Genomic DNA, 2,020 nt, shown 5'->3' on the forward strand with positions numbered 1-2,020 from the left:
GTATTAGAATAAGTCAGAGTATTTTATCTCTGCTATTTAGCATTATTCCGTTACTCCTATCATGGGTTAACATGAAAATCATTAATTAATTGGATCATCATGAAACTATTAAAAGCACTCTTGGTCGGGTTGGTATCTATCACATTTATTGCTGGATGTGCAGGTACGACGCCTATCCAAAACGTTAACCAAACAATAATTGGTAGTCACACGACTTCAGAAGTACAAAAAGCGATTCTGGCTGGTGGGATAAACCGTGGTTGGGTAATGATACCTGGCGCTGAAGGCGTGATTAACGGGAAGTTAATAAATCGCGATCACACTGTTGAAATCCAAATTAATTACAATGCTAATAATTACCAAATCAAATATATTGGCAGTACTAACATGGATGCCAAAAATGGGAAAATACACTCAAAATATAATCGCTGGATCGCTAACTTGAATAAAGATATCCAGATTCAACTAAATCGTCTGTCAATATAAAAACATTACATAACAAATAGTTACCTTAACTTTATGCTCACCATTAAAGCTGAATAATGCTAAATGGTGAGCTATTACCTGAATTACGAGGACGTAAGCTTGCGCTACGGATATGATAAAGACCAAATTAGTGCTTTGGCGGCAATCACTGAAGCTCAGAAAATAGCTTTTGCCCCTATGCTATTTCAAGCTGCGCTTAACCTGAGAGAGTCAGGAATTTTAGCTGCATTAGATGAATCAGGTAAAGGTGGTATTACACTCGATGAGCTTCAGACTCATTGCACACTAAGCCGATATGCAATCAGCATCCTGCTAGACATGGGGCTTAGCGGTAATATCCTCTACCAGCAGGAAAACCGATTTTATCTGGGCAAGGTCGGTCACTACTTATTGCATGATCAAATGACCCGCGTAAATATGGACTTCACTCAGGACGTTTGTTATCAGGGTTTATTCAATCTAAAAGAAGCACTAGAGACAGGAAAGCCAGCCGGATTATCCGTATTTGGTGAATGGCCTACTATTTACCCTGCACTGAGCGAGTTGCCGACTGCCGCACGTGAAAGTTGGTTCGCCTTTGATCATTTTTATTCCGATAATGCCTTTCAGCTTGCGCTAAAAGCTATTTTTGATCTTAAACCAAAACATATATATGACATTGGTGCCAATACTGGTAAGTGGGCTTTACAGTGTGCGGCCTATGACCCTGATGTGAAAATAACATTGCTGGATTTGCCACAACAGTTAGTCTTAGCCAACGAGAACGTCAAAAGCAAAGGCTATAGCGACCGTATCAGTACATATCCTGTGGATCTGTTATTAGCCGATCGATTGCCAGCAGAAGCAGACGTTTGGTGGATGAGTCAGTTTCTAGACTGCTTTAGTGAAGAACGAATCGTCCATATTCTTAAGCTTATTCATCATGCAATGAAGCCCGATAGTTACGTATGCATCATGGAGATATTTTGGGATAGGCAACAATTTGAAGCTGGTGCATTCAGTTTGAATGCCTCATCTCTTTATTTTACATGTATGGCTAACGGTAATAGCCGTTTTTATCATTCAGATACTTTTTACCAGTGCTTATCTACTGCTGGATTCTACGTTGAGAAAGATATTGATGGTCTTGGTATTGGGCATACATTATTAATTTGCCGTAAAGAACCCGCATAACATTAAGCCCTCTGTCTGAGGGCTTACCCCATCAAGAATCGATATTTCCTTATTCCTATAGTGTATCCAGGCTGCTCTTAACCACACCATTCTATTCGGTTAAAAGTATGGTAAATAACCCATTGAATTAAAATTATAAATAGCACAGAGAGCCAGATGGTGGAGTCGCAAACTGACAATAAGAGAGTTGTGGTTGGGTTTTGTCACAGAGATATATCTAGCAGATCAACAATATATAAAAATTATAATGCAAAAAACCCTGAATCAGAGATCCAGGGTTTTGCAATAAGTGGCGGAACGGACGGGGCTCGAACCCGCGACCCCCTGCGTGACAGGCAGGTATTCTAACCAACTGAACTAC

Annotated in this window: 2 protein-coding genes; both read left to right on the top strand. The window is 40.0% G+C overall.

Annotated features, from left to right (window positions below; all coding sequences use genetic code 11):
- The first annotated feature begins 99 nt into the window (after positions 1–99).
- Positions 100–486 carry a hypothetical protein gene (locus V2A85_RS23245; protein WP_372559749.1) on the top strand — a complete coding sequence of 129 codons (387 nt, stop codon included), beginning with the start codon at positions 100–102 and terminating at the stop codon, positions 484–486.
- A gap of 63 nt (positions 487–549) precedes the next feature.
- Positions 550–1,659, top strand: coding sequence for a methyltransferase (locus V2A85_RS23250; protein WP_420072505.1), 1,110 nt, complete (start codon positions 550–552; stop codon positions 1,657–1,659).
- Positions 1,660–2,020 lie beyond the last annotated feature (361 nt).

Origin of the sequence: Yersinia sp. 1252 StPb PI (genome assembly GCF_048593885.1) — a bacterium.
In the GTDB taxonomy this organism is placed as follows: Bacteria; Pseudomonadota; Gammaproteobacteria; order Enterobacterales; family Enterobacteriaceae; genus Yersinia; species Yersinia enterocolitica_E.

What these genes read in the sequence shown, in the direction of transcription:
- V2A85_RS23245 (WP_372559749.1), top strand. Translation starts at nt 100, where the DNA reads ATGAAACTATTAAAAGCACTCTTGGTCGGGTTGGTATCTATCACATTT.
- V2A85_RS23250 (WP_420072505.1), top strand. Translation starts at nt 550, where the DNA reads ATGGTGAGCTATTACCTGAATTACGAGGACGTAAGCTTGCGCTACGGA.